The sequence below is a fragment of the Pseudomonas sp. PGPPP1 genome (assembly GCF_002255865.1).
GTDB classification, from domain to species: domain Bacteria; phylum Pseudomonadota; class Gammaproteobacteria; order Pseudomonadales; family Pseudomonadaceae; genus Aquipseudomonas; species Aquipseudomonas cremoris.
Window position 1 is genome coordinate 1 of sequence record NZ_NKIG01000042.1, and the last position, 22752, is coordinate 22752.

Here is a 22752-nt window from a genome sequence, read left to right on the forward strand (position 1 = left end):
TCGACCTGGTCGACGACGGACAATTTAAAGGTCAGCGAGTAATCACGCTGACTGCGCCTTTTTCCTGCATTCATTACGCCCTCCTGAGATTGGGTCAGAAGGTGTAAACCTTATTCAGGACGAGACAGGGAAAACAAAAAAGGCCCACCTTGCGGTGAGCCTTTTTTGATGCTGCGTATGGTGCCGGCACCAGGAGTCGAACCCGGGACCTACTGATTACAAGTCAGTTGCTCTACCAACTGAGCTATACCGGCGTGTTAGGGCGACGATTATAGCGATTGGCGAGGTTCTGTAAACCCCTGAATTCTGACTATTTTTGCGAAATGACAGGTTTTTTCACGGCGCTCGGGTTTTCGCCTGAAATGCGGGCGTTTTCATTAGCTGCCGTCGGCGCAATTGCTGGCGAATTTACTGTAGTCCAGCACCTGCTTTTGCCCGTGGGAATCCAGGTAGGTCATGTGTGCGTTCACCACGCCGCAGGCGGCGCTGCTGTCTTCGACTGTCGACAGTACGCGTTGGATATCCGGCTTCGCGCTGGCTTGGGCGTTGAAGGTGAGGGCCAGAAGGCTGGCGGCGATGAAGATGTTCCAGTTGTTGGGGTTCATGGCGATGTCCTCGCAAGATCAATAGTGGGTGTGGGGCTATTGAGCGCCTGAGAGGTATCTGGCCTGTGTCGTGGGGTGGTGGGTTTTGTTTCGTATTGTTTGTGTCTGCAATGCGGCTACATGCAGATACGAAGTGGGGTGAGTTCGGCGAAAATGGAAGGGATTGGTCGTTAAGTTTAGTTAACTGTTTGATTTGTTAGAATAAAGCAATAAGCCATAAAAATGACTAAATGCCGTTCATCTGAAACTAATTATCGTAAATCATCAAAATACTGACACTGCCAATCTGATATCACACAATGCGCGTCTTATTTTCCCGTCAATTGAAAGGAGGGCAGGCATTGAATCGTGAGCATGACATTTCAAAGTTATACAACGCGCTGGCTGCCAACCCTCCTGTTGATCCATCGGGTTTGGGCGAGCCGACGTCGCCTCCCCTGCAGCGTTTGCTCGACGATTTAAAGCTGGGCGTAACGGGCCTTTTGCACCCTCCTGAATTGGTAGAGGGGCCCTTTGGGCAGGTGTACTCGGATCAATCGGCGCCCAGGATTGTGGTGGTGGTGTCGGCTAAAGGCGGCGTGGGGCGCACCACGCTGACGGCGGCGATTGCCAGTAGTCTGCAGCGCCAGGGGCATCCTGCGCTTGCCCTGGAGCTGGACCCGCAAAATGCGCTGCGCCATCACGCGTGCCAGGCCGCCGACGTTCCCGGAATCGGGGCGACGAGCCTGCTTCATCAAGCGTGGGCGGCGTTACCTGTTCGGGGTTTTGCGGGTTGTCGCTTGGTCGCGTTTGGCAAAACCGACTCCGTGCAACGGCAAAGCCTGAACCGCTGGCTGGGCCAGGATGGCGAGTTTCTGGCCAAGCGTTTGTCGGGGTTCGGGCTTAATGGCCAGGATACGGTGGTCATTGACGTACCAGCGGGTGACAGCGTGTTCCTGAGCCAAGCGATGTCAGTCGCCGATGTTGTGTTGGTGTTGGTGCAGCCCGACGTCGCGTCGTTTCGTAGCTTGGCTCAGGCCGATAGTTTCCTTTCGCCGTACCTGATGCACGCCAAATCGCCCCATCGGTTTTATGTGATCAACCAGCTGGACGAAGCCCATCACTTCAGCCAGGACATGGTTGAGGTGTTCAAGCTGCGCCTGGGCGATGCGTTATTGGGCACGATCCGCCGCGATCCGTCGTTCAATGAAGCCCAAGCCTACGGTCGCGATCCGCTGGACCCTGCCATCAATAGCATCGGTTGCCAGGACATCAATGCGTTGTGCCGCACGCTGCTTCGGCGAATTGATTAAAAATACCTATGGCTGAGGGTTTTTTGGTCATTAAATTGACGACTCGCCGCTTGTCTAAAAAACGTACAGCAATATCATCAAAATAATGACACATTGCCTGCATTGTCACAGAATGCTTCCACAGAGACGCCTACAAAAAGACCTGCGGTAAGCCTTCTCCTTGCCGACCCCTCACGTCTTTAAGCCGCGTCGTGTGGGAGTTTGGGTAATGAGCTTCACTGATGAGCTTTTGGTGCTGTTCGGCAAGAACGTCACTCGAGATGCCCAAGGGCTGAATGCACGGCTGCACTTTTTTGGCAGCATTCCCGTCGATGACGGCACCCCGTTTCCTTCACAAATCCCCAGTGCCAATGAACATACGCTGCCAGTGGATGCCGTAACGTCGCGCCCGAAAGTGGTGGCGCTGGTGTCGGTCAATGGCGGCGTCGGTCGTAGTACGTTGGCCACTGCCTTGAGCAGTGGTTTGCAGCGCCAAGGCGAAACCGTCGTGGCACTGGACCTGGACCCGCAGAACGCCTTGCGCCATCACTTCGGCGTCAGCGCTGGCTTGCCGGGCATTGGTCGCACTAGCTTGCAGAATGCACAGTGGAACCTGATCCAGCAGGCCGGGTTTGCCGGCTGCCAGGTGATCCCCTTTGGCGATACCGATACCCAGCAGCGCGAAAACCTGCAGCGCTGGCTTAAGCGTGATTCGAATTGGCTGGCGCAACGCCTTTCGACCTTGGGCCTGACTGAACGCCACACGCTGATCATCGACACCCCCGCCGGCAATAACGTGTACAGCCAACAAGCGCTGAGCGTGGCCGATGTGGTGGTGGTCGTCGCCCAGGCCGATGCAGCCTCACTGGGTACCCTGGACCAACTGGATGCAATGCTGGCGCCGCACCTTGAGCGTGAGTATCCGCCGCGCGTGCACTTTGTGATCAACCAGTTGGATGACAGCAATGCCTTCAACCTGGACATGGTCGAGGCGTTCACACAGCGATTGGAGCGCGCGCCGCTGGAAGTGCATCGCGATATGGCGATCAGCGAAGCCCTGGCCTTTGGCACTGACCCGTTGGACAGCCGCGTGATGAGTTTGGCCACTGACGATATCAACGACCTTTGCCGGTTGTTGAAGGCGCCGAAAAACCGCGCGTAAGGCGCGTATAGATGCTTAACGCCAGATGCTTATGCACAATCGGTTGGATGCGGCCGTCACGAAACGGCCATTTTGTGGAGCCGTTCTCATCACCTCGCAACTGCCTGTTTTACGGGTGTTTTATGGCGTGAACAAAAAATGACCAGCCTGGCTCTTGTTCGGTAGCGTAGATGATTACAGGCCCCGTCAAGAATTCATCAACAGAGTTATCCACAGGCTGCCCTGCGACAATTTTGCCCCTTAATCGCGCTCGGCAAGCACCATCAGGTTGCGCGGCGTCAATGCCGGTTCGCAGAAGCTGCCTATCTCTACCTTGTAGCCGCTTTCGGTCAGATATAACGCTCGATCCAGGACCAGCCATAGCTCCAGCGGGCGCCGAAACAGACCACGCAGCAATTCCAGGTTCCGGACTTCGGCCAGGCGACGCCAGCCGTACGCCTCCAGCGCCACCCAATCCTGTTCACCTGTGGATAACCCTTTGAGGCTTGCCAGCTCGCGGCAGTAGTCAGAATAGGGTTTGTCCAACCAGCTGGCGGGCAGGGACGGTGTGGGCAGGTACTCATCGCACTGGCGCAGTTGGCGTTGCAGTCGGTCAAAACCCAGGCGTCGTGCCATGGAAGTGTCCCGTTGCAGGCGCACCCGGTTGCCGGCGGTGACGGTTTCACTCAGTGGCAGGCCCAGGTCATCCACCGACAGTTGCAAGGCTGAGGCGCGGCCTGCGCTGGACAGTGCTTGGTAGGCGTCTGCGCTGATGCGGTTGTAGCAGCACGGTGCCAACGCCAGTTGTTTGCAGCCGGCCGCACTGGCCAGTTGCAGCAGGCGCACATGCAGGTCGCCACAGGCGTGCAGGGCAACGGGAGTGTGTTCAGGGCTGATCGCCACATCGTCCATCACGTCTTGCAAGCGGTGGGTTACCGCTAGGCCGTGGTGGTCGCTTAAGGTTTGGCCTGCGGCGATCAGCGCTGGGTCATATTCCAGGCAGGTGAGTTGTTGCCCGGTTTGTAGCAGGCGTCGACCGAGGTGGCCCTTGCCAGCGCACCAATCCAGCCAGTGTGTGGGTGTTTGCGCAAACTGCAGCGCGGCGCCGAAGGCTTCGATCTGCTGCCACTTGCGGCCAGGTACATCGACATTCAGGCGATGGCGGGCGGATGTCAGGGGCTGGGTCGGTAACTTATCCACAGCACTGAGCTGGCGAGCCTGCGCGGCAAGCTGTGGGAAAGGCGCGGGGGCCGGCAGGTCATACGGGGTGTTGTGGCTGGTTTCGGCGTCATCCAACGAGCGTTGGCGCAACCAGTGTGCAAGCTCGGGATGTTGGGATTCCCAGGCGAGTTGAAGATGAGTAAAGGGCCGTGGTTTCCACAGCCCTTGGTGCTCGATCAGAAACTCATCCAGCGCCTCGAAGCGCGCTCTAACGTCCCTGGCATGCATCGACACGCAGCCAGCGTTCCAGCAATTTGAAGCCGCGTACCAGGATGTAAGCCATCAGCAGGTAGAACAGCCCGGCGGCGAAGAAGATCTCCACTGGCAAGTAGGTGCGGGCAATGATCGTGCGCGCCATGCCGGTCAACTCCAGCAGCGTTACGGTACTGGCCAGGGCGCTGGCCTTGAGCATCAGGATCACCTCGTTGCTGTACGCCGGCAGGCCGATGCGCGAGGCGCGGGGCAGGATGATGTAGAACAGCGTCTTGGGTTTGGACATGCCCAGGGCGCGTGCCGCTTCGATCTCGCCCGGCGGGATGGCCTGGATCGCGCCGCGCAGGATTTCGGCGATGTAGGCGGCGGTGTGCAGGGTCATGGTGGCGGTGGCACACCAGAACGGATCGCGCAGATACGGCCACATGAAGCTCTCACGCACGGCGTCGAACTGCGCCAGGCCGTAGTAGACCAGGAACAACTGCACCAGCAGTGGCGTGCCGCGGAAGAAGAAGATGTACGCGTAAGGCAGCGCGCTGACATACCAGCGGCGCGAGGAGCGGGCGATGCCTAGCGGAATCGCCAGCAGCAGGCCCGCGATCACGGCGATGGCTACCAGCTCCAGGGTCAGGGTCGCGCCCTGGGCCAGTTTGGGCAGCCATTTGATGATCACGGCCCAGTTCAGGCCCAGGTCGAAATGCGCCAGCCAGCTGTAGTCGCCGCTCATTGGGTGCTCCTTGCAAAGCCGCGGGCGGCGCGTTTTTCCAGGAAGTGCATACCGGTCATGGCCAACACGGTAAGGCCCAGGTACATAAAGGCCGCGACCATGAAGAAGGTGAACGGTTGCTTGGTGACCGTTACGCCGATCTGCGCGTGGCGCATGATTTCTTCCAGGCCGATCACCGAAACCAGCGCGGTGTCCTTCATCAAGATCATGAACAGGTTGCCCAGGCCTGGCAGGGCGATGCGCCACATTTGCGGCATGATCAAGCGGGTGAAAATCCGGAACTTCGACAGCCCCAACGCCACACCGGCTTCGCGGTGGCCCTTGGGAATGGCGAGGATCGCACCACGGAACACTTCCGTGGCGTAGGCACCAAAGCACAGGCCCAGGGCGATCACCCCGGCGGCAAAGGCGCTTAGAGAAAGGTCGGGGTTGCCGAAGAACTCACCGAGGGCACGCATCAGGTTGACCGTGCCAAAATAAATCAGCAGCACCCACAGCAATTCGGGAATGCCGCGAACGATGGTCGAATAAGCACCGCCAAGCCATTGCAGCGGCTTGTACGGGGATGTCTTGGCCAAGGCGCCGGCAAGGCCGAGCACCAGCCCCAGGCACAGGGCTGTGAGCGCCAGTTTGACGGTCATCAGCGCGCCAGCGGCAAGCGCCGGGCCGAATCCGTAGAGATCGAAATTCATGGTGTTTTCATATCGCGGCAGGCATTGCAAAAAGCCGACGCGCTCAAGTGAGCGCGCCGGGCATACCGTTCAGATCATTCGATGCTGAAAGGGAAGTACTTGTCGTTGATCTTCTTGTAGGTGCCGTCTGCCTTGATCTCTGCCAGGGCTTTGTTCAGGCGCTCGCGCAGTGGGTCGCCCTTGCGTACGGCGATACCGATCTTGTCGCTTTCTACAACCGGGTCGCCTTTGAACTCGTAGGCCGAACCGTCTTTGCTCTTGAGCCATTCGTACTGCACGTACTTGTCGGCCAGCATGCCATCGAGGCGGCCGGAGGTCAGGTCGAGGTAGGCGTTTTCCTGGGTGTCATACAGCTTGGCTTCGGTTTCAGGCAGCTTGTCTTCCAGGTAAGTGCCGGCCAGCGTTGCGCGCTGGGCACCGATAACTTTGCCTTTGAGGTAGGCAGCGTCGGTCTTGAAGTCCTTGGTGGCTTTAGGCGCGATGAACTGCAGCTTGTTGGAGTAGTACGGGTCGGTGAAATCGACAGCCTGCTTGCGCTCATCGGTGATGGAAAGCGAGGACACCAGGAAGTCGAACTTCTTGGCGTTCAGGGCCGGGATGATGCCATCCCAGTCGGACACATACACTTCGCACTTCTCGACTTTCATCTTGGCGCACAGGGCGTCGCCGATGTCTTTGTCGAAGCCGACGACGTTGCCGCTGGCGTCTTTATTGTTGAACGGCGGGTAGGCCGCTTCGATCCCCATTTTCAAGGTTTCTGCCATGGCCGTGGCGCTGAACGCCATCGAGACGGCCGCAGCCAGAAGGAATTTTTTATAGTTCTGCATGCATGTTGCTCCGTTAGCGGTTGCTGGACATGAATTGTTTGCAGCGCGCCGAAAGCGGGTTTTCAAACACCTGCTGTGGCGATCCTTGCTCTTCGACCAGGCCCTGGTGCAGGAACACCACTTCACTGGACACCTGGCGGGCGAAGCCCATTTCATGAGTGACCAGCAGCATGGTGCGGCCTTCTTCGGCCAGCGCGCGGATCACATTAAGTACTTCCTGAACCATTTCCGGGTCAAGGGCCGAAGTGGGCTCATCGAACAGGATGACCTTGGGCTGCATCGCCAGGGTGCGCGCGATGGCAGCACGTTGCTGCTGGCCGCCGGACAATTGCGCGGGGTAGGCGTGGCGCTTGTCACTGATGCCGACCTTGGCCAGCAGGGCTTCGGCCACTTCTATGGCTTCGGCTTTGCTTTGGCCGAGCACACGACGAGGGGCCTCGATGATGTTGTCGAGGATGCTCATGTGCGGCCACAGGTTAAAGTTTTGAAACACAAAACCGATTTCGCTGCGCAGGCGATTGATCTGCTTACCGTCGGCGGCCATCAGCTCGCCGTTCTTGGCGGCCTTGAGCTTGAGTTCTTCGCCGGCCACCAGGATCTGGCCCTGGTGCGGGTTTTCCAGCAGGTTGATGCAGCGCAGGAAGGTGGACTTGCCGGAACCGGAGGAACCCAGGATCGAGATCACATCGCCGTCGCGAGCGGTCAGCGAGATACCTTTGAGTACCTCCAGCTCACCATAGCGTTTATGCAAGTTGCGGATTTCAAGCGCGGGCGTGGCCTCGGCCATGTGGGGTCCTCATTGTGTTCGTTGCGATCCTGCTGTTGGGCCGCCTTCCTGGCGAGGCGCCAAGCTAGCACAGCGTTTATATGACAGCCAACAGCGCGGCGGGCGGTAAACGGGCGGTGTGCGGCAGGGTGTCGCATCGGCACAGCAGCGTGTCGCGCCATCAACAACCGAACAACCGTTTCAACCCGGAAAACCGCAGGTTTCGCGTAAAAAAGGGCGCGATGGTGCCAGCTTTGGCCGGGTGTTGGAAGGGTCAATCGGGCAAACGGTGCATATCAGCCCTTATATGGGGCGTCACGCACTTTTTGTGTGTGTTTTTGGTGCGTTTATTCGTCCTGAAAGTGAGTCGCTCGGTAACGCTATAGCGGAATGCCAGTAATCTCAATGACTTGCATGAACTATTGAATCGCGCTGCAGCCCGCGTCAATCGGGAGTCTGTAACATTTTGGCGCAAATCTTGCGTAAAAAATAAAGAACGCTCTGTTGGTTTCTTTTCACGAGAAAGATCCCGGGCTGGGCCGACCGTTTTCGCAATTCCTCGTAAAGGTGTGTCAATGAGTAGTACGCAAAGCTCCAATGACCTCGAACAGGGGCTCAAACCGCGTCACGTCACCATGCTGTCGATTGCCGGCGTTATTGGTGCCGGTTTGTTTGTTGGTTCCGGCCACGCGATTGCTGCCGCCGGGCCGGCCGTACTGCTGGCGTATGCCGCTGCGGGCACGCTGGTGGTGCTGGTGATGCGCATGCTGGCCGAGATGGCCGTGGCGTCGCCGGACACCGGCTCTTTTTCCACCTACGCCGACCGTGCGATTGGTCACTGGGCAGGTTTCACCATTGGTTGGTTGTACTGGTGGTTCTGGGTGCTGGTGATTCCATTGGAAGCCAACGCAGCCGCAACCATCCTGCATGCCTGGTTCCCTAATGTGGCCATCTGGGCGTTTACGTTGGTCATTACTCTGTTGCTGACGGCAACCAACCTGTTCAGCGTGAAGAACTACGGCGAGTTCGAGTTCTGGTTTGCACTGATCAAGGTAGTGGCGATCGTAGGTTTTGTGATCCTCGGCCTAGCGGCGATTTTCGGCTTCCTGCCAACCAGCCAAGTCAGCGGCGTTTCTCACCTGTTCGACACCCAAGGCTTCATGCCCAACGGCATGGGCGCGGTCTTGGCAGCGATCCTGACCACCATGTTCTCTTTCATGGGTACCGAGATCGTCACCATCGCTGCTGCTGAGTCGAAAAACCCAGGCCAGCAAATCACCAAGGCCACCAACTCGGTGATCTGGCGGATTGGTTTGTTCTACCTGCTGTCGATCTTCATCGTGGTATCCCTGGTGCCGTGGAACGATCCGACCCTGGCGGCCGTAGGTTCCTACCAGACCGTGCTGGAGCGCATGGGCATCCCGAACGCCAAGCTGATCGTCGACCTGGTGGTATTGGTTGCCGTAACCAGCTGCCTGAACTCGGCGCTGTACACCGCGTCGCGCATGTTGTTCTCGCTGGGTCGTCGCGGTGACGCGCCGGCTGTGGCCAAGCGCACCAACAAGAGCGGTACGCCTTACTGGGCAGTGTTGCTGTCGACTGGCGCGGCGTTCCTGGCGGTGTTCGCCAACTACGTGGCACCTGCGGCGGTATTCGAATTCCTGTTGGCCAGCTCCGGCGCTATCGCGCTGCTGGTGTATCTGGTAATCGCGGTGTCGCAACTGCGCATGCGCCAGAAGCGCACGGCGGCGGGCGAGAAGATCGTGTTCAAGATGTGGCTGTTCCCGGGCCTGACGTACGCGGTGATGGTGTTTATCGTCGGTACGCTGACCATCATGCTGTTCCAGGAAGCGCACCGGGTCGAGATTATCGCGACCGGTATCCTGAGCTTGTTGGTGGTGGTGGCGGGCTTGATGGTATCGAGCCGCCGCAAAGCCCAGAAAGTAGGCGCAGCGGTACTTAACTGACGCAGCGCGGTAAAAAATGTGGGAGCGGGCTTGCTCGCGAATACGGAGTGTCAGTCACTGAATCAGTCGGCTGACACACCGCATTCGCGAGCAAGCCCGCTCCCACATTGGGTTCTGGGTCAGTCCTCTGAGCTGGCCAGCGCTTGGGATGCCGCAACGTAATCCGCCTGGAACTGCGGCGACTCGATCCACGCCAGGGCGGCCGCTTCATCATCGCTGTCCGTGGCCCACTGCCGATATTCGATCAGTGCCGCCAGGATAAAGTCGGTGGCTTCTTCTTCGCCTTCCTGCTCCAGCACCAACGCCAGCAACGGGTGCGACAGGAACGCCGCGCACAACGCCTGCTGGCTGGTCTCGCCCGCAGCGCGCATCTCGACGAACAATTCGGTCAAATCCACTGACTCAAGATCAATACGGCTGTCATCGCCTGCAAATGCATCCGGCTTGGTCGCGACGGCGCGTTGGGTGCGGTTCTGCTTGGCCTTGGTCTTTGCGCGCTGGGCGCGTTTTTGCTGCTTGTTCGGCGAGGCCATGGGCTCAACGTCCTTGGGTTGTGGATCTGGGTGGCGTATTGAAGCGCAGGTGGGGGGAAATCCCAAGGGTATCTGTCGCCAATTGGCCGCTTTGCAGCCACGCGAGTGCAATCGGCCACAGCCGGTCCCGATATTCGCTACGGAAAAACGCGAAGTGCCCGATCTGTTTTTCTCCGATATCTTCGGGCGCGATCCTCAGATGGGTGCGTTCGCTACCGTCGAAGTAACTCAGTAATCGCTCGGTGGCTGCCACGGTCCCAAAGGGATCATCGGTAATGCTGATAGCCAGTAACTGTGCCTTCACTCGACTGAAGGGCAGTTCACCCAAGCTCCGCCCGCTGGGCCGGGTTTCATAGCGGGGTGTTGGCGTGCTCCAGTCCCGCACCACGCCTGCTGGCGTGTCTTCCAGCCAGCCCAGGCGCTTGCCGGGAAAGTAGCCGCACAGGGCGGTTACCAGCGGCATTACCACATGCCATTTTGCAAACATGCGCCAGCGGCTCTTCGCCTCGTAGTCTCGCCAGTACGCAAACTGCGCGCCCATCGTCACGATCCGCCGAATCACCGCGCCCGATGCACCCAGCCCGGCCGCGCAGCCACCGAAGCTATGGCCGACCACATCAATGGGTTGCCCTGGAAACTCCCGCTGTGCCCGCTGCACGATCGCCTCGAAATCCAGCACGCCCCAATCCGACCATGAGGCTTTGAAGCCCCGTAGCGAGCCGCGACGGGATTCGCCGATGCCGCGGTAATCGTAGGTGATCACATCAAGGCCGTTGGCGAACAGGTAATCGGCGAAGCGCGAGTAATAGCGGCAGCGTAGGGAGGTAGCGGCGTTGATGATCACCACCGGGCGTTCAACGTCGGTGCGCACGTGGCGCCAGGTGAAGCCGCCGATGGGGTGGCCGTCGCTGGCAGGCTCCTCGAAGGGTTCGCTTTGAATGAGCGTGGGTGTGGAGGCAGGCATTCTGGTGGGCGCGTCGTTCAGGTTCATTGTTTCTCGGCCTGTATTCGTTTTTATTTTTTAGTAACAGTTGCCCAGTTTGCCAGCACTTGTGTGCGCTTCGGTGGGTTCACTACTCTGCGGCGCCCATTACGGAGGTCTCTATGAGTATCCCACTCTCGCCCATCGTTTCAGCGTTTGAAATAGAAGAGCAGGCCGCCAGCTATGATCGCTGGGTTCGTGCCAAGGTGCAGGCGTCTATTGATGATCCGCGTCCGAATATCCCGCATGAGCAGGTTATGGCCGAGATGCGTGCTCTGATTGAGTCAAGGCGAAAAACGACCGATGCGAGTTGAACGAAGCCATCGAGGCTGCGACAACGACTCTTCCTGATCATCCGTATTTGTATCGTATGGGGCGTATTCCGGGTACTCGGGATTGTTGTGCACCCTAACTACCTGGTGGTGTATCGAATAACGGATTGGGTCGAAATACTGACTGTTTTACACGCCCGCCAGGAATACCCCTGACAGGCGATCTACTCCATAATCGTTCGACCTTGACCCTGTAGACGCATAGCCTTGCGCTTTTGCGACCCGTCTGAGCGATCCAATGACTCGCGACACCCTCGAACACAACCAGATCCCCCTCTACTTCGTCGTCGTCCTGCTGGCGATCATCTTCGGCCTGCTCGCACCCTCATTGGCCCACGGCCTCAACGTACTGGTCACCCCCGCCATCGCAGTGCTGATGTACGCGATGTTCCTGCAAATCCCCTTTCTGGAGCTACGCCAAGGCTTGGGCAACAAGCGTTTCCTGTCGGCGTTGCTACTGGCCAACTTCATCCTGGTGCCGTTGCTGGTGTGGGCGTTGACTCGTGGCCTGGTGGAGCGCCCGGCGTTGCTAGTCGGGGCGTTGCTGGTGCTGCTGACGCCGTGTATCGATTACGTGGTGGTGTTTACCCATATCGGAAAGGGCGATTCGCGCTTGATGCTGGCAGCGACGCCGGTGTTGCTGTTGTTGCAGTTGGCGCTTTTGCCGGTGTACCTGGGGTTGATGCTGGGGGCGCAATCGGACGTTGTGGTGGCGGCGGGGCCGTTTGTAGAAGCGTTCCTGTTGTTGATTGTGGTGCCGATGGTTCTGGCGGTGCTGACCACATCGCTGGCGAAAAAATCGGCGATTGTTGGCGCATGGAACAACGCCTGGGCCTGGTTGCCGGTACCGGCCATGGCGCTGGTGCTTCTCGTGGTGATCGGCTCGCAGATCACTTCAGTGGTGCGTGATATCCGCTTGCTGGTGCCGGTGATCCCGGTTTATGTGGGCTTTCTGGTGTTGGCACCGTTGATGGGAATGTTGGCTTCGCGCGTGTTTGCGTTGCCAGCGGCGACCGCGCGGGCAGTGACGTTCAGCGCGTCGACCCGCAACTCGCTGGTGGTGCTGCCCTTGGCGTTGGCGTTGCCGGAAGAGGTGCGCGGCTTGGCTGCCACGGCGGTGATCCTGCAGACCCTTGTAGAGCTGATTGGCGAGCTACTCTACATCCGTCTAATCCCGGCACTGGTGTGGCCCGCAGGTCGGTAAACCCAGGATTGTTCGGGTTTGTTCAGGCGCTATTCAGGGATGCGTTCGGCACCATGAGTCGGCGCCCCTTACCTGACAGGTCTATCGATGGATCACCGCAACCGCTTTCGCCTGGAGTCCCTGGGCATTTTCCTGATTGCTTTGTTGTTGTTCACCTTGGGTATCTGGGATCAGCAGCCCCAGGGGTTTGACGGGCGATGGGCGCTGTTCCTGCAAGAAATGTTTCGCCATGGCGCGAGCTTTTTCCCCACTACCTATGGGCAGCCTTACGCGGACTATCCTGGTACCGCGACCTTCTTCAGTTTTGTCTTTGCCCGATTGTTCGGTGCGCCCAATCATCTGGCTAATGTCCTGCCCACGGCCCTCGCGTCCGCTGGGGTTGTCGCGCTGATCTACCGCTTGCTGGTCCCGTTGAGTCGCCAGTGGGCGCTGCTGACGGTGCTGCTGACGCTGCTCACCGCGCAGTTGCTCGATAAGTCGCGCTCGGTGTGCCTGGATCAGATGGTGTCGCTGCTATGCGTAGGCAGTTTCTACCTGTTGCACACAGGCGAGCGCCTGGGGTCTCGGCTGCGCCAGTTGGCCGTGTTCCCATTGTTCATCCTGGGGTTCGCGATTCGTGGGCCGTTGGGGTTGATCGAGGTGTGTGGCGTTGTGTGCGTGTACTGGGCGCTGAGTCGTCCGGGGCAGCGGGTCAAGCAGGTGCTGATCCATGGCGTGGTCGGCCTGCTGCTGTTGGCGGCGTGCTGGTGGCTGCTGGTGAAGCTGGCGCGAATCAGCGGTGGCGATGCTTTTGCCGACGAGGTGTTCAAGATGCAAGTCGGTGGGCGCCTCGATGAAAGCGGCGAGCCGTTCTATTTCTACTTCCAGCTGAGTGTTTACCGTTACTTCCCGGTGGTGCCTCTGGCGCTGGCCACGTTGATCGCGCTGCGCCATCGCTGGTCGGAGCGGTTCGTGAATGAAGACGTGCAGATGGTGGTGCGGCTCGGCGCCTGTGGCTTGATGATTTTGCTCGGGTTGTCGGTACCGCACTTCAAGCGTGCCTATTACATCCTGCCGATGGTGCCGCTGTTTGCCGCTGTCGCCGCCTATGGGCTGCTCCAGGCGCAAAACTGGCTCGTTGGCGTGCGCAGGTGTTACGAGTGGCTCGTCGCGGCGCTGCCGGCGTTGTGCGTGGTTGTAGTCTTTGTCTGTCGGCATGGGTGGCAAAAGCACGGTTACTGGCCGGACGTTTCGTTGCCGTTGTTGATCGGCGCCCTGTTGATTCTGCAAGTGGCGGCGGTCATCGCCTGGCGTCGTGTAGGTCGACTGGTCTGGCTCAGCGCTGTCGCATTGGTTGCGCAATGGCTGGTGTTGGTGGCGGTGGTCGACCCTGCCAAGGACCTGCAATTCGACACCCGTACCTTCGTCGGCCATGTTGAGGCGCTACGAGTCACGCAGCCGGGGCCGCTGGTGTTTGTCAATCTCGGTCGGGATACCTGGGCGGTGCGTTACATGATGAACCTGGACCACGACGAGCAGCCGCTGTTTGTCGGGGGCAGCGAGGTTGAGCGGTTGGCCACGTTGCCAAGGCCTGCATGGGTGATCGTGGCGCGCAAGGAGACGGCGTTGCTGGTGGGGACGCCGCTGGAGCATCAGGTGCCGGTATTCAGTGGGCGGTTGAATGACAATCCGTTGATGGTGTTTTTGCTGAAGTGACGGGCTAGGGCCACGATGGGGTGATGACAGTCACCCTACGCGGCTCAATAAATCGCAGCCAACAAAAAACCCGCACTAGGCGGGTTTTTTGTGTGTTTCAGATGGCGCTGGCACCACCTAAAACTAATTAGTGGTGCCCAGAGACGGAATCGAACCGCCGACACGGGGATTTTCAATCCCCTGCTCTACCGACTGAGCTATCTGGGCAACGGGGCGCATTAAACGGGTTTTTCAGGGGGTCGTCAAGCAAGTTTTCAAAAAATATTTAATTATTACCGTCGCTTACGTGCCGACCCCGGTTTTTGATCAATTATTGAGCAGGCGGCACGTAACCGTCGGCCTTGGCGTAATCCTCGCCGGAAAAGAACTTGTCCATCTCGCCTGCCAAATATTTGCGGTCTTCGGCGTTCATCATGTTCAGGCGTTTTTCGTTGATCAGCAGGGTCTGGTGTTTCAGCCAGTCGGCCCAGGCTTTGGCAGAGACGTGGTCGTAGATGTCCTGGCCCTTGGCGCCCGGATACGGAGGGCGCTCCAAGGCTGGCAGTTCTTCTTTGTACTTGCGGCACATTACGGTGCGGGTCATGACGACACTCCTGCATTCAATACGTCGGCCGCGCGCTTCAGCAGTTTTTTTACCGGGGCGGCAAGGCCCAGGCGCGGCGGGGTGGCGAGGTTATACCAGAGCCAGTCGGCCTCGGCCACGTGATGGGCCGATTCCTCGACCTGGACCAGCCAGGGTTCGATCGCCAGTTGAAAATGGCTGAAGGTGTGGATCAACCCCGGCAGCTCCTGTTGCTTGCCCAGTTCCAATGCGTGCTGGTGGGCGAGGTGTTCCAGGTCTTGCAGGTCGTCCAATTCCGGCAAGCTCCACAGTCCACCCCATAGCCCTGTCGATGGGCGGCGGTAAAGCAGGATCGCGCCCTCGGCGTTCGCCAGCATGGGCATCAGCGTGCGCTTCTGAGGGATGGTCTTGCGCGGCTTGGGGATGGGGTAGCGTGTCTCCAGGCCGAGCATGTGGGCTTCGCAGCCTTTTTCCAGCGGGCACAGCAGGCAGCTGGGTTTGCTGCGGGTGCAGAGGGTGGCGCCCATGTCCATCATCGCCTGGGTGTAGGCGTTGACGCGGTCGTGTGGCGTGAAGCGCTCTGCGGTCGCCCACAGCTGCTTGGCGACCTTGGGTTCGCCCGGGTAGCCCTCCTGGGCGGTAAAGCGAGCCAGCACGCGCTTGACGTTGCCGTCGAGGATCGGTGCGCGCAGGCCCATGCTCAGGCTGGCGATTGCGCCGGCGGTGGAGAGGCCGATGCCTGGCAATTCGGTGAGCTTTTCCACATCCCTGGGAAATTCGCCGCCGTACTCGGCCACGACAATTTTCGCGGTCTTCTGCAGGTTGCGCGCCCGGGTGTAATAACCCAGGCCCGTCCACAGGTGCAGCACTTCATCTTCGGGCGCGGCGGCCAGGGCTTCGACCGTCGGCAAGGAGGCCATGAACCGGTCGAAGTAATTGAGCACGGTGCTCACCTGGGTCTGTTGCAGCATGATCTCCGAGACCCACACCCGGTAGGGCGTTATGCCCTGTTGCCAGGGCAGGTCATGGCGACCGTGGCGGTCGTACCAGTCCAGCACCGCCGTTGAAAACTGCTCGTTTCTCATCGCTTGAACAGGCCTTTCAAAGCATCTTTGAGTTGTGGATTAACCTTGTCGAGTTTCTCTTCCAGCTTCTCGCTTAGCTTGTTGCCAGCAGCCTTGATCGCCACCTGGCTCAGGCCGTCCTTGTCCAGGCGGCACGCCTTGGCGCCCAGTTCCAGCGGGCCACGGCAGCGCAGCGGGACTTCGATGTTCTGGAAATTGGAACCCACCTGGCAGGCAGGGTCCGGTACGTCGCGCTGGTCGCCTTCGACGATGATGCCGACGCGGTAATCCATGCCCAGCACACGCAGGTCGACGTCACCGTTGCCGTTCACCGTCAGGCCAGGAATGCGCACTTTCAGGTCCGGGTTGCTGGCGACGCCGTTGCGGAACGTCAGGTTGCCCTTCAACTCCTGGAATGGCGTGTCCTTGCCCTGCGGTGTGGTGCTCAAGGTCTTGCGGTTGAGCAGGGCGATACCGGTGCACAGTTGCTGTTCAAGGTTGGCGTTGAGCAGCACGCCGTTGTTGATCACAAAGCTGGCAGTGCCGTTGAGGCTGTCGATCAGGGCTTTTTGGCTGTTGCCACGGCCGCTGAGATTGCTGTCGAGGGTGATCTGGCCCTTCACTGGCGGCGTTTGCCCTTGGGCTTGCAGGATCCGTTCGACCGGCACTTGCTTGATGTGGGTTTGCAGCGCCAGCACGGGAATATCCTGGCGCACGTCGAGGTTGCCGTTAGCCTGGAATGTGCCGTTGTAGAGGCCGCCGCTGAGGGTGTCGAGCTTGAGTTGGCCATCAATGCCGGACGCTTTCAGTGCAGCATTCTGGATCGGCAGCTTGCTCAAGGTCAGTTGGCCGAAGGAGAGGTCGGCGTTCACGTCCAGCGTGCGCAGGCGAGGCAATGGCAACAGTTTGTCGGTGCTCCAGGCGCCTTTGGTCGGGGCATCCGGCAGCGGGGTGGTGCCACCGGCGGCCATGGCGCCAGCCTCGCTGTTCTGGACTTCGGCCTGGCGTGCGGCGGCCGCGCCCTTGGCGGATTCGGACTTGGCCGGCAGGTAGTTGTCAGCGTTGAAGGTGTCGCCCTTGAGCTGGACTCGCAGCGACTGCTTGGCAAAGTCGTCCACGGCGAGGCGACCCGTGAAGGTGCTGCCGTCGAGTTTCAGGTTCAAGTCTTCAAAGGCCGCGCTGGTCGGCGTGCCGGTGAGGCGGCTGACCAGCTCGACCTTGCTCAGGCTGCCTTCGGCCATGGGCGGCAGCGGATGGCCAACGCTGTCGAGGAACTTGGCCAGGTCAAACTGGGCGATGGACAGGGCGCCGCTGAATTGCGGGGTCTTGTCCAGGTTGTTGACCTTCAGTTCGCCCAAGGCACGCAGTTGGTTGGCCGAGAGTTTCAGGTTGGTCCACTCGGCGATATTCGCCGCTTGGTCCACCAGCAACTGGCCTTGGGTGGAGAAGCTCACGGTCTTGCCTTGCAGCGGCTCGCCCGTGGCTTCGCCAGTGATCTTCATGTCTTCGAACTGGTAGCGCTTGAGGGCGCGCTGGATGCGCAGGTTACCGTTGAGCTCGGTCTTGATGCGCATCACCGGCTGGTTGCTGCCGAAGAAGGCGGTGAGTTTTACCGGAATGCTGGCGCCTTCGTGCACGGCGCCGGCGCTCAACTGAATGCTTTCGGCGCTGAACTGCTTGCCGGTCTGCTCGTCATTGTATTCAACGCGGGCGTTGTTGATGGTCAGGCTGTCAATGTCCAGGCGAATCGGCTTGGATGGTTTTTCAGGCTCGTCGGCCGGTTGTTCTACCGTGGCGGGGGCGCCGGTAGTCGTCTGGGTCACGTTCTTGCCGATGTCCTCCCAGTTGCCATGGCCTTGCTTGTCGCGGTTGAGGCGTAGGTTCAGGCCCTCGACGCGCACGTCGCTCATCTGCACTTCACGGCGCAGCAGCGGCAGCACGCGGACCGACAGGCCGAGCATCTGCAGGTCGGCGAACGGTTGGGTTGGATTGGTCAGGGTCGCCACGCTGGCTTCGTGCAGCTCCAGGCCGAGCCAAGGAAACAGGCTCCAGCCGATGTCGCCATTGAGCGTCAGCTCGATGTGGGCCTTGTCGCGGGCAATCTGGCGAATCTCGTCTTTATAGTCGTTGGGATCGAAGAGATGGGTCAGGGCAAAGCCCAGAGCCACAATGATCAGCAACAGCCCGAGAAGTACCAGACCCAGGATTTTGCCGAACGCTTTCATGGGCGAGTCCTTGTATGTCGATTTCAAAATTTAGCCGCAGAGTATAACGCCGCTAACCGTACGTCAGTTCGCAGATCGTTACATTGTATCCAGCCCCAGCAAAACGGGAATTTGGCGTCAAACAAAACAGATATTCCGAAAAAGGTGATATCAGTTTGGTTTTTCTGTCACCCGCAGGTGCTAATCTGCGCCGGTTCGTCTGCCTTCTGCGACATAGCGTCGCGCTCAAATGGAGCTTTACTCAAAACAACGGCCAACACTCTGCGTGCAAGGCCGAGGGAGAGAGCGCCTGACGGACACATACTAACAACTGGGGGAAACACCAATGAGCACTAGCACTGCGGCAGCTTCAACTGCCGCGCAGCCTGCTTTCCTGTCCAAGGAACGCATTATCGCCAAGCCCGGGTTCAACCGCTGGCTGGTTCCACCGGCCGCGCTGGCCATCCACCTGTGCATCGGCATGGCCTACGGTTTCTCGGTGTTCTGGTTGCCGCTGTCCAAGGCACTGGGCGTCACCAAGCCGGTCGCCTGCGCGCCGGACATGAGCTTCATCGCACAAGTCTTCTCGTCCCAATGCGACTGGCCCATCTCCATGCTGGGCTGGATCTACACCCTGTTCTTCATCTTCCTGGGCTGCTCGGCAGCGATCTGGGGCGGCTGGCTGGAGCATGCCGGGCCGCGTAAGGCTGGCGTTGTATCGGCATTGTGCTGGTGTGGCGGTCTGTTGATCTCGGCGTTGGGCATCTATACCCACCAGATCTGGCTGATGTGGATCGGCTCCGGGGTCATTGGCGGTATCGGCCTGGGCCTGGGCTATATCTCGCCCGTGTCGACCCTGATCAAGTGGTTCCCGGACAAGCGCGGCATGGCTACCGGCATGGCGATCATGGGCTTCGGCGGCGGCGCGATGGTAGGCGCCCCGTTGGCAGCGGCATTGATGGGCCACTTCGCTACGCCAACCAGCGTAGGCGTGTGGCAGAGCTTCCTGGTGATGGCCGCGATCTACTTCGTGTTCATGATCGGCGGCGCACTTTCCTATCGTGTTCCGCCAACCGGTTGGAAGCCTGAGGGCTGGACCGCGCCGGCGAAAAAAGCCAGCAACGCGATGATCACCCACCGTCACGTCCACGTGAATGTGGCGTGGAAAACCCCGCAATTCCGCCTGGTCTGGCTGGTGCTGTGCCTGAACGTATCTGCCGGTATCGGCATCCTCGGCATGGCTTCGCCGCTGCTGCAGGAAGTGTTCGGCGGCAAGTTGCTGGGTGTGGATGTGCCGTTCGGTCAACTGGATGCCGGTCAATTGGCCTCCATCGCGGCTATCGCTGCGGGCTTCACCGGGTTGCTGAGCCTGTTCAACATCGGTGGCCGGTTCTTCTGGGCGTCGTTCTCCGACTATCTGGGCCGTAAAAACACTTACTTCGTGTTCTTCGCCCTGGGTTTTGCCCTGTACGCGCTGATCCCGAACCTTGGCCACCTGGGCAACGTTTCGCTGTTCGTGGCGGCGTTCTGCATCATCCTGTCGATGTACGGCGGTGGTTTTGCGACCGTGCCGGCGTACCTGGCCGACCTGTTCGGCACGCAGATGGTGGGCGCGATCCACGGTCGCCTGCTCACCGCTTGGGCGGCTGCGGGTGTATTGGGCCCGGTATTGGTGAACTACCTGCGTGAATATCAACTGAGCATCGGCGTTGAACGCGCTGCCGCTTACGACATCACCTTGTATATCCTCGCCGGCCTGCTGGTGCTGGGTTTCATCTGCAACTTGCTGGTGCGTCCGGTAGCCGACAAGTACTTCATGACCGACGCCGAACTGGCGGCTGAGCAAGCGCTGGGTCATGACAAAGGGGCTGACGCCACCACTTCGCTGGAGTGGAAAGCGGCTTCTGGTAGCGTGCCATTGGCGATTGCTGCCTGGCTGGTGGTCGGTATTCCGTTGGCGTGGGGTGTTTGGGTGACCCTGCAAAAAACCGCGGTACTGTTCCACTGATACGTATAGCCTCTCACGCAAAGTGAGAGGCCCCGGTACTAGTCCTGCTTCTTGTCTGGCAAGGGCTTGCTGGAAGCGCCACGCCATGGGATCCGCTGGAACCATGGCCGTGGCACCGGGTGCACGATCACCCGCAGGGCGCGTGCGTAATCCATCACCAAACCGGGCGTCCAGGCCATCGTCATTGCGCGCTTGCGCACTTGCGCGGCAATCCACAGCTCAGGCATGAGCAGGGTCTGCAGCACCGAACGCCAACGTCGCGACCGTTCCGACAACACACCATCCATCGACGCTTCCAGGGCAAATGCCACGCTGCTTGAGCAGTTGCGGTAGGTCAGGTTGTAGGTGGCTTGCCGACGATAGTTGTTCGAGAACTCGACCAAGGCCTTGCGGCTGTACTGGTGGAACACGATCTTGCGGTCCGAATCGCACCAGTTGGCCACTTCGGTGGCGTAGTCCGGCAGGAAGGTCCCAGGCACGTCGTTGTTGCGGGTCGCCTTGAGGATGCGGAAGAACTCCGACGGTGAACGGTCGATGTCGGCGACCGGGTACAGGCTCAAATACACCGATGGCGACAGCTCAATGGCCGCGTGACCGGTTGAAATCACACCCTGCGCATCCACCGCGGCAATGTAGCGATTGATGATCGGGCGGGGGATTGTGGCCGCGCTGGCCGTGCCTTCTGGTGTCCAGATATGCACCACCAGAGGGTCGTTGCCAGGTGCCTCTGGCTCGGGCTGTTCCGGCTGTGGTTCTTCGGGTGGCAGCTTTTTGAAGTCCGACAACAGGTCTCGGGGCGCCAGCAATTCAAAGGTCGAGGTGCCGTGGCGCAAGCGCTGTACGCGACGAGCGATACGCACGGTATTCAAGCCGCTGACAATCATCAGTGCCCCGAGGAAAAACGACACGGTTGCGCTGTTGCTGATCGGGTAGGGGCTCACCAGCAGCACGGCGAACACCACCTGCACGCCGCCGCTCAGCAGCGCCGAACGCCAGCGTGGAAACCGCACCACCCAGGCCGAAGTGATCGCCAGCAAGCCGATCACAAAGTAGGTAAAGCCAAAGATGATCGCCAGCAGCAGGTTGCTGTAGACCTTGTCGGCCAAGATCAGCACCGCCACGAAAAAGCAGATGCCGCCCTTGAAGAACAGCACCGCGCGTTGCGTGCCGACGCCGCTGGACGCCACGCTCAGGGTCACAATGCTTTCCAGCAGCAACAGCAGCCCGAACGCGCGCAGTGGGAAATACAACTCGCCATCCAGCCCGTCGATCATGACGCCCAGGCCCAGCGCGCCCCAGACGATGCCGACCAGTCCGAGAAACCAGAATTTGGAACGGACGAATTCAACGCCGAACAGCAGTAAAGCAATCTGAATCATGAACACACTCGTACAGGTAAACGCGAATTGCCAACGATAAAAAATCAGGAATAACGGTTGGTTTGCCAGTTGCCGACAATCACTTGTCCCGTCGCATCCCTAAGGGCACCGGGGCTCTGGTCGTAGAGGGTGAGCCAGTCTCCGTTGCCCTTGTCGATGCGAAAGGCCAGCGACGACGCACGCAGGCCGACGTCCGCAGACCAATGGCGTTCGAGCTTGTCGCGATCTTCCGGGTGCACACGGTTCAGCACGTGCCGCACGGTGTTCATCGGCAGCGTGCCAACGTCCAGCAACGTCGCCAGGTTGTCATCCCACACAATCTCGCCCGTGCCGGGGTGCAGTTGGTACATCACGCCTTCACCCGGCAGCCGCCCGGTTTCTGGGTCGTAGGGCTTGTTGGATTGGGTCATCAGGCGCACGGCTACCACCAGCAGCGCGGTGATCGACAGGTAACTTTGCGCCAACAACAAAGGCTCGCCTTCCAGCAGACCGGGCACATAGAACGGGCCGGTCTTCTGGTCGGTGTAATTGACCACGATGCTGCCCAGCACCAGCAGCGCCATGGAGCCGCCGGGACTGCGCCAGGCCACGCAGACCGCGAGCGTCAGCGCGATGGGCAGGCACGCCAGGAGGAAATACACCGCCGCACCGGCGTCGGTGTCCAGGATGCTGGTGAGCCAACCCGGCGGGGCCCCGAAGATGTACCAGGTGTTCAGTGCCAGAAGCAGCAGGCACAGGCCGCCGGCGGCTTTTTCCCGCGTCGAGGTGGGGAAGTCGCGCAGGTTGCTGTTCAGCACGTTCATCACCACCACCGTCGCGAAGAACACGCCGTTGACGCCGGACATCCAGTTGCTCAGGAACGTGTGTTGCGAAGCCTCCCCGGCCAGTAACAACCAGGTTTTCCTGATCAGCGCCTGGGCACCACACACCGCTACCGTTGCCACCAGCCACAAGACGATGGCATGCACGTCATCGCCCCGCCGCGCGAAGTGGCGCACCAGCCAGGCGATGGCCACCGAACCCGCCAGCGCCACCGCTGAAAACGCGAGGGTGGGCAGCAAGGCATGCCACCCGTGTTCGCCCAGCAGCACTCTTGCGGCCAGCAGCGCCACGAACAGCATCGGCCAGTGGTTGCGCTGGGAACTCAGGAACGCCGACACCGAAACGCCTGCCGGGAACCAGATAATCGCCATGTTCGAGACGGGATCTTCAAAGGCCAGCGACGCAACGCCGGACACGTAGTAGACCAGGGCCCACAGGAAAAGCACGCCAGTGCGCCGTAAGGCGTTCGGTATCGTCACGGTTCAGTATTCATCAGGTTTAAACTTAGAGTTTATGGTACAGCGAAGCCGTCATGGG

The 22752-nt window shown here is 59.8% G+C and carries 20 protein-coding genes, 2 tRNA genes and 1 pseudogene; 8 read left to right on the forward strand and 15 right to left on the reverse strand.

The genetic code is table 11. From position 1 onward, the window contains the following. Window positions 1–178: 178 nt before the first annotated feature. A tRNA-Thr gene (locus tag CFE47_RS28690) sits at window positions 179–254 on the reverse strand. Window positions 255–377: 123 nt separating this feature from the next. After that, window positions 378–605: a DUF2790 domain-containing protein gene (locus CFE47_RS28695; protein ID WP_286842218.1), complete on the reverse strand. Its 228-nt coding sequence runs from the start codon at window positions 603–605 to the stop codon at window positions 378–380. Between the two features lie 341 nt (window positions 606–946). Between CFE47_RS28695 and bcsQ (CFE47_RS28700) the strand changes: the two genes are divergently transcribed. After that, window positions 947–1897 (forward strand): cellulose biosynthesis protein BcsQ, encoded by a 951-nt coding sequence (gene bcsQ, locus CFE47_RS28700; RefSeq protein WP_286842219.1) that lies wholly within the window; start codon window positions 947–949, stop codon window positions 1895–1897. A gap of 208 nt (window positions 1898–2105) precedes the next feature. After that, complete coding sequence (bcsQ, locus tag CFE47_RS28705; RefSeq protein ID WP_286842221.1) at window positions 2106–3038, forward strand: cellulose biosynthesis protein BcsQ; 933 nt, start codon at window positions 2106–2108, stop codon at window positions 3036–3038. Window positions 3039–3278: 240 nt separating this feature from the next. Here bcsQ (CFE47_RS28705) and CFE47_RS28710 read toward each other — a convergent pair whose 3' ends face one another. The 5 genes from CFE47_RS28710 to CFE47_RS28730 form a co-directional block, all read right to left on the reverse strand. Then, window positions 3279–4466, reverse strand: coding sequence for a methyltransferase (locus CFE47_RS28710; protein ID WP_286842313.1), 1188 nt, complete (start codon window positions 4464–4466; stop codon window positions 3279–3281). Continuing rightward, a complete protein-coding gene (locus tag CFE47_RS28715; RefSeq protein WP_026013808.1) occupies window positions 4447–5136 on the reverse strand; it encodes an ABC transporter permease in 690 nt (229 codons plus the stop codon). Before CFE47_RS28715 ends, CFE47_RS28710 begins: the two co-directional genes overlap by 20 nt. 38 nt (window positions 5137–5174) lie before the next feature. Continuing rightward, window positions 5175–5870, reverse strand: coding sequence for an ABC transporter permease (locus CFE47_RS28720; RefSeq protein ID WP_053253867.1), 696 nt, complete (start codon window positions 5868–5870; stop codon window positions 5175–5177). Between the two features lie 74 nt (window positions 5871–5944). Then, complete coding sequence (locus CFE47_RS28725) at window positions 5945–6697, reverse strand: ABC transporter substrate-binding protein (protein ID WP_185704687.1); 753 nt, start codon at window positions 6695–6697, stop codon at window positions 5945–5947. 13 nt (window positions 6698–6710) lie between these two features. Beyond that, entirely contained in the window at window positions 6711–7484 is a 774-nt protein-coding gene (locus CFE47_RS28730) for an ABC transporter ATP-binding protein (protein WP_017738342.1), read from the reverse strand. 554 nt (window positions 7485–8038) lie between these two features. On the opposite strand from CFE47_RS28730, the gene gabP reads away from it, so the two are divergent. Next, entirely contained in the window at window positions 8039–9430 is a 1392-nt protein-coding gene (gabP, locus tag CFE47_RS28735; protein WP_286842229.1) for a GABA permease, read from the forward strand. Between the two features lie 119 nt (window positions 9431–9549). Here the strand turns inward: gabP and CFE47_RS28740 are convergent, their stop codons facing one another. Beyond that, window positions 9550–9963, reverse strand: coding sequence for a hypothetical protein (locus CFE47_RS28740; protein ID WP_185704691.1), 414 nt, complete (start codon window positions 9961–9963; stop codon window positions 9550–9552). Window positions 9964–9967: 4 nt separating this feature from the next. Beyond that, entirely contained in the window at window positions 9968–10954 is a 987-nt protein-coding gene (locus CFE47_RS28745; protein ID WP_286842232.1) for an alpha/beta hydrolase family protein, read from the reverse strand. 113 nt (window positions 10955–11067) lie between these two features. Between CFE47_RS28745 and relB the strand changes: the two genes are divergently transcribed. From relB to CFE47_RS28765, 4 genes and pseudogenes are all read left to right on the forward strand, one after another. Beyond that, a complete protein-coding gene (gene relB / locus CFE47_RS28750) occupies window positions 11068–11259 on the forward strand; it encodes a type II toxin-antitoxin system RelB family antitoxin (protein ID WP_286842235.1) in 192 nt (63 codons plus the stop codon). Continuing rightward, window positions 11253–11433: pseudogene (locus CFE47_RS28755) on the forward strand (type II toxin-antitoxin system RelE/ParE family toxin); the annotation flags it as partial. The gene relB and the pseudogene CFE47_RS28755, both read left to right, overlap by 7 nt. Window positions 11434–11515: 82 nt before the next feature. Next, window positions 11516–12481, forward strand: coding sequence for an arsenic resistance protein (locus tag CFE47_RS28760; RefSeq protein WP_286842237.1), 966 nt, complete (start codon window positions 11516–11518; stop codon window positions 12479–12481). An 87-nt stretch (window positions 12482–12568) separates the two neighbouring features. Continuing rightward, on the forward strand, window positions 12569–14176 hold the full coding sequence (locus CFE47_RS28765) for an ArnT family glycosyltransferase (RefSeq protein ID WP_286842240.1): 1608 nt from the start codon (window positions 12569–12571) through the stop codon (window positions 14174–14176). Window positions 14177–14307: 131 nt separating this feature from the next. On the opposite strand, the gene CFE47_RS28770 is transcribed toward CFE47_RS28765, so the two are convergent. From CFE47_RS28770 to CFE47_RS28785, 4 genes are all read right to left on the reverse strand, one after another. Next, window positions 14308–14383, reverse strand: a tRNA-Phe gene (locus tag CFE47_RS28770). A gap of 103 nt (window positions 14384–14486) precedes the next feature. Next, entirely contained in the window at window positions 14487–14759 is a 273-nt protein-coding gene (locus CFE47_RS28775; protein WP_135289115.1) for an oxidative damage protection protein, read from the reverse strand. Then, a complete protein-coding gene (gene mutY / locus CFE47_RS28780; RefSeq protein WP_185704701.1) occupies window positions 14756–15823 on the reverse strand; it encodes an A/G-specific adenine glycosylase in 1068 nt (355 codons plus the stop codon). The genes CFE47_RS28775 and mutY overlap by 4 nt, the downstream gene beginning before the upstream one ends. Then, window positions 15820–18027, reverse strand: a complete 2208-nt coding sequence (locus tag CFE47_RS28785; protein WP_286842242.1) for an AsmA family protein — start codon at window positions 18025–18027, stop codon at window positions 15820–15822. The genes mutY and CFE47_RS28785 overlap by 4 nt, the downstream gene beginning before the upstream one ends. 325 nt (window positions 18028–18352) lie before the next feature. Between CFE47_RS28785 and CFE47_RS28790 the strand changes: the two genes are divergently transcribed. Continuing rightward, window positions 18353–20014: an OFA family MFS transporter gene (locus CFE47_RS28790; RefSeq protein ID WP_185704705.1), complete on the forward strand. Its 1662-nt coding sequence runs from the start codon at window positions 18353–18355 to the stop codon at window positions 20012–20014. 38 nt (window positions 20015–20052) lie between these two features. Here the strand turns inward: CFE47_RS28790 and CFE47_RS28795 are convergent, their stop codons facing one another. Continuing rightward, window positions 20053–21393 carry an HdeD family acid-resistance protein gene (locus CFE47_RS28795; protein WP_286842246.1) on the reverse strand — a complete coding sequence of 447 codons (1341 nt, stop codon included), beginning with the start codon at window positions 21391–21393 and terminating at the stop codon, window positions 20053–20055. A gap of 44 nt (window positions 21394–21437) precedes the next feature. Next, entirely contained in the window at window positions 21438–22661 is a 1224-nt protein-coding gene (locus CFE47_RS28800) for an MASE1 domain-containing protein (protein ID WP_286842249.1), read from the reverse strand. Window positions 22662–22752: the final 91 nt, after the last annotated feature.

What these genes read in the sequence shown, in the direction of transcription:
- gabP (WP_286842229.1), top strand. Translation starts at nt 8,039, where the DNA reads ATGAGTAGTACGCAAAGCTCCAATGACCTCGAACAGGGGCTCAAACCG.
- CFE47_RS28760 (WP_286842237.1), top strand. Translation starts at nt 11,516, where the DNA reads ATGACTCGCGACACCCTCGAACACAACCAGATCCCCCTCTACTTCGTC.
- CFE47_RS28745 (WP_286842232.1), bottom strand. Translation starts at nt 10,954, where the DNA reads ATGAACCTGAACGACGCGCCCACCAGAATGCCTGCCTCCACACCCACG.
- CFE47_RS28775 (WP_135289115.1), bottom strand. Translation starts at nt 14,759, where the DNA reads ATGACCCGCACCGTAATGTGCCGCAAGTACAAAGAAGAACTGCCAGCC.
- CFE47_RS28710 (WP_286842313.1), bottom strand. Translation starts at nt 4,466, where the DNA reads ATGCATGCCAGGGACGTTAGAGCGCGCTTCGAGGCGCTGGATGAGTTT.
- CFE47_RS28765 (WP_286842240.1), top strand. Translation starts at nt 12,569, where the DNA reads ATGGATCACCGCAACCGCTTTCGCCTGGAGTCCCTGGGCATTTTCCTG.
- CFE47_RS28740 (WP_185704691.1), bottom strand. Translation starts at nt 9,963, where the DNA reads ATGGCCTCGCCGAACAAGCAGCAAAAACGCGCCCAGCGCGCAAAGACC.
- relB (WP_286842235.1), top strand. Translation starts at nt 11,068, where the DNA reads ATGAGTATCCCACTCTCGCCCATCGTTTCAGCGTTTGAAATAGAAGAG.
- CFE47_RS28795 (WP_286842246.1), bottom strand. Translation starts at nt 21,393, where the DNA reads ATGATTCAGATTGCTTTACTGCTGTTCGGCGTTGAATTCGTCCGTTCC.
- CFE47_RS28720 (WP_053253867.1), bottom strand. Translation starts at nt 5,870, where the DNA reads ATGAATTTCGATCTCTACGGATTCGGCCCGGCGCTTGCCGCTGGCGCG.
- mutY (WP_185704701.1), bottom strand. Translation starts at nt 15,823, where the DNA reads ATGAGAAACGAGCAGTTTTCAACGGCGGTGCTGGACTGGTACGACCGC.
- bcsQ (WP_286842221.1), top strand. Translation starts at nt 2,106, where the DNA reads ATGAGCTTCACTGATGAGCTTTTGGTGCTGTTCGGCAAGAACGTCACT.
- CFE47_RS28790 (WP_185704705.1), top strand. Translation starts at nt 18,353, where the DNA reads ATGAGCACTAGCACTGCGGCAGCTTCAACTGCCGCGCAGCCTGCTTTC.
- CFE47_RS28695 (WP_286842218.1), bottom strand. Translation starts at nt 605, where the DNA reads ATGAACCCCAACAACTGGAACATCTTCATCGCCGCCAGCCTTCTGGCC.
- CFE47_RS28785 (WP_286842242.1), bottom strand. Translation starts at nt 18,027, where the DNA reads ATGAAAGCGTTCGGCAAAATCCTGGGTCTGGTACTTCTCGGGCTGTTG.
- CFE47_RS28730 (WP_017738342.1), bottom strand. Translation starts at nt 7,484, where the DNA reads ATGGCCGAGGCCACGCCCGCGCTTGAAATCCGCAACTTGCATAAACGC.
- CFE47_RS28725 (WP_185704687.1), bottom strand. Translation starts at nt 6,697, where the DNA reads ATGCAGAACTATAAAAAATTCCTTCTGGCTGCGGCCGTCTCGATGGCG.